Genomic DNA, 2455 nt, shown 5'->3' with positions numbered 1-2455 from the left:
GAACCGCACCGTATAGGCCATATTCGGTTCCAATTGCGTGATGCCGTATCGGGTACTGGCTGTACTGGTTCCGGTGGCGCTCGAAAAGTAATAGTTCCCGTTGGCATCGGTGGTGGCGGTAGAAATCACCGTACCACTTTTTACCAGTTCCACCGTCACACCGGAAATGCCCGCCTCGCCTGCGTCTTGGATGCCGTCGTTATCGGTGTCTAACCATACACGGTTGCCAATTTCGATGGGGGCAGGTAAGGATAAGGCTTCCAAATCTCCCAAACCATTTTGCTTACTGAAATCCGGCGAGGGCGAACCTGCATTAAAAAATATCTGGTATTCTTGCGTTTCTAACCCATTGTTAATATTAAACCAAGTAACCCCCGAAGCATCTACTTGTCCATCAATCGGATCCATTTGTATAGAAGCCAACCGTTGTGTTCCCTTTACTTGGGTTAGGCCTCCATTCGTGGTTTCACTGTGGTCGGTGGTGGTATGGTCATCGGCATAAAACTCACCACCACCTGGTCCTTGGAGGGTACCGGGGCCGCCTTGCCCTGTTTGGGTGTTATTGCCTGTTCCACCCGAAGTGTAAGGACCTGCAACAGCATTATTTTCTAAGCTAAACACGCCAGTAGCTGGATTTTTATAGGTGCGCAACAATTCCCCGCCCGTAACACCAGTGGTCAATGTAACACCAAAAGGAATATTATTCCGATGCCCCGTCTGGAAGCCCATACGATCTAAGATGGCCAGGTGCATAGAGCCTTCTTCATCGAATTCGATGTCGCCAAAAATGGGCTGGGGATGCGTAGAAAGGCCACCTGTATTAATAAAATTTGAATAAGTGTCTTCCCATTTTTGCCATTTAAGCTTAGCGGAACCAAATATAATGTCCCCTTTTTCCCAATCAGGGGTAGCGGTCAAAACGGTGGTCCAGGCATTCGACGTAAAATTGAACTTTTGTACTAAGAGCCGCAGGTTGACATTTGCACCTGTTTCAGCCGTACAGACGATCCCCGCATACAATTCTCCGTCCCACATTCCCAACCCCCAAGGCCGCGCAACCCCCGCCGTACAAGTAGCAGTAATATCGGGCAAGGCGGTGGCATTATTGGTTCCAGCTATCACTTGGTCTATATCAATTTTATAGATCTTGCGGTCGTGCAGGTTCGTGACAAATAAAAACTTTTCGTCATCGGAAATATCCAGATCACCAAGCGAAACCTTCCCTACTTTGCTAAATGCATTATCATCCGTAGTGGCAACACTTTTATCGTTTCCAAGTCCGCGCACACTGTTGGTTTCAATAGCCCCAACATTGATGCTCATATCGGAAACCAAATCAATAAACTTGGTGGGTGCCGAGGGCGTACCATTGGGGTCGTTGATGACAAAAATCCGACCACCCGTTTCACCTGGCCCCAACCCCGCATGGCGCTTATATGCCGAAGCCATAAACAACTTCTTATGCCGGCGGCTGTATGCAACGCCCCAGGTTGTTCCAATTTGTGCCTGTGTCGCCAACGTAGTGGTGGCCGTTCCACCCGATTGGGCATTTCCGGTTGCGGTATAAGGGAACCGATAAAAAGCGGGATCACTTGCCAAATTGCTGCCTGCTGCCAGCGGGTTTCCATTTAAATACTTGGGCGTTACCAAATTGGGACTCGTATTGCTGTAGTGTGCAGGGTTATTGAGACCAAAATTGATATTGGTACGTGTAGCATTTACGAACTGGATACTCGTATTGCTCCCCGCCCCCTTTGCCCCGTCGAACAAAGCGGCATTTGTCCACACGAACTCCACGCGGCTTGCCCCTGTACAACCAGTAAGGGAGTACTGGCCCAACGTTGCGGCGGCGGTACTCGTGGTTGTCGTACCAGTACCGCCTGTACTGTCCGTACAATTAACCGTAACACCGCCTACACCCACTTCGTTGAAACTGGCCGTATTGTCTTTAACACCGTTTGCATTAAAGTCACGAAACACCGTTCCAGTAATGGCTTGTGCCATGCCTTCAACTGGTAACAAAACCAGAACGAGCATTGGCAATGATAATTGAAGAAGAGCTTTCATACCTAATATTAAATATAATGATATAGCTTATGTCAACTTTTTGACAAAGGCACCTACCTCAAAAGAAATGCCATGTAATATTTTTTTTGATAAAAAAGCGACAAGAGGTAATTTTTTTCTATGAACTCAAAATATACCTAAGGCCAACTATCAAAATGCCCTGAATCCATTTGGTTTCAGGGCATTTAAATTGGAGATGCTTAAACAATGTTAATTCACCGTCACCGTGAGCGTTAAGGTCAAGCTGGCACCCACAGCCACGGTTCCAACCGTCCAGAGGCCAGTACCGTTGTCATAAGAACCTTGACTGGCCACAGAATTGACATACGAAACGGCAGTGGGCAGCACATCGCGCACCACCACCCCTGTGGCGCTTGCCGTGCCTTCA

Annotated in this window: 2 protein-coding genes; both read right to left on the bottom strand. The window is 48.1% G+C overall.

The annotated features are described in order from the left end of the window. The coding region (locus tag JNN12_03620; protein ID MBL7977404.1) for a hypothetical protein at window positions 1–2067 on the bottom strand (2067 nt) is incomplete at its 3' end. Window positions 2068–2277: 210 nt separating this feature from the next. Then, a partial coding sequence (locus JNN12_03615; protein ID MBL7977403.1) for a DUF11 domain-containing protein occupies window positions 2278–2455 on the bottom strand: 178 nt, incomplete at its 5' end.

This window comes from Bacteroidetes Order II. bacterium (assembly GCA_016788705.1).
Taxonomy (GTDB): domain Bacteria; phylum Bacteroidota; class Rhodothermia; order Rhodothermales; family UBA2364; genus UBA2364.
The sequence above is the reverse complement of the archived record's forward strand: the minus strand, read 5'-3'. Positions and strand labels throughout refer to the sequence as shown.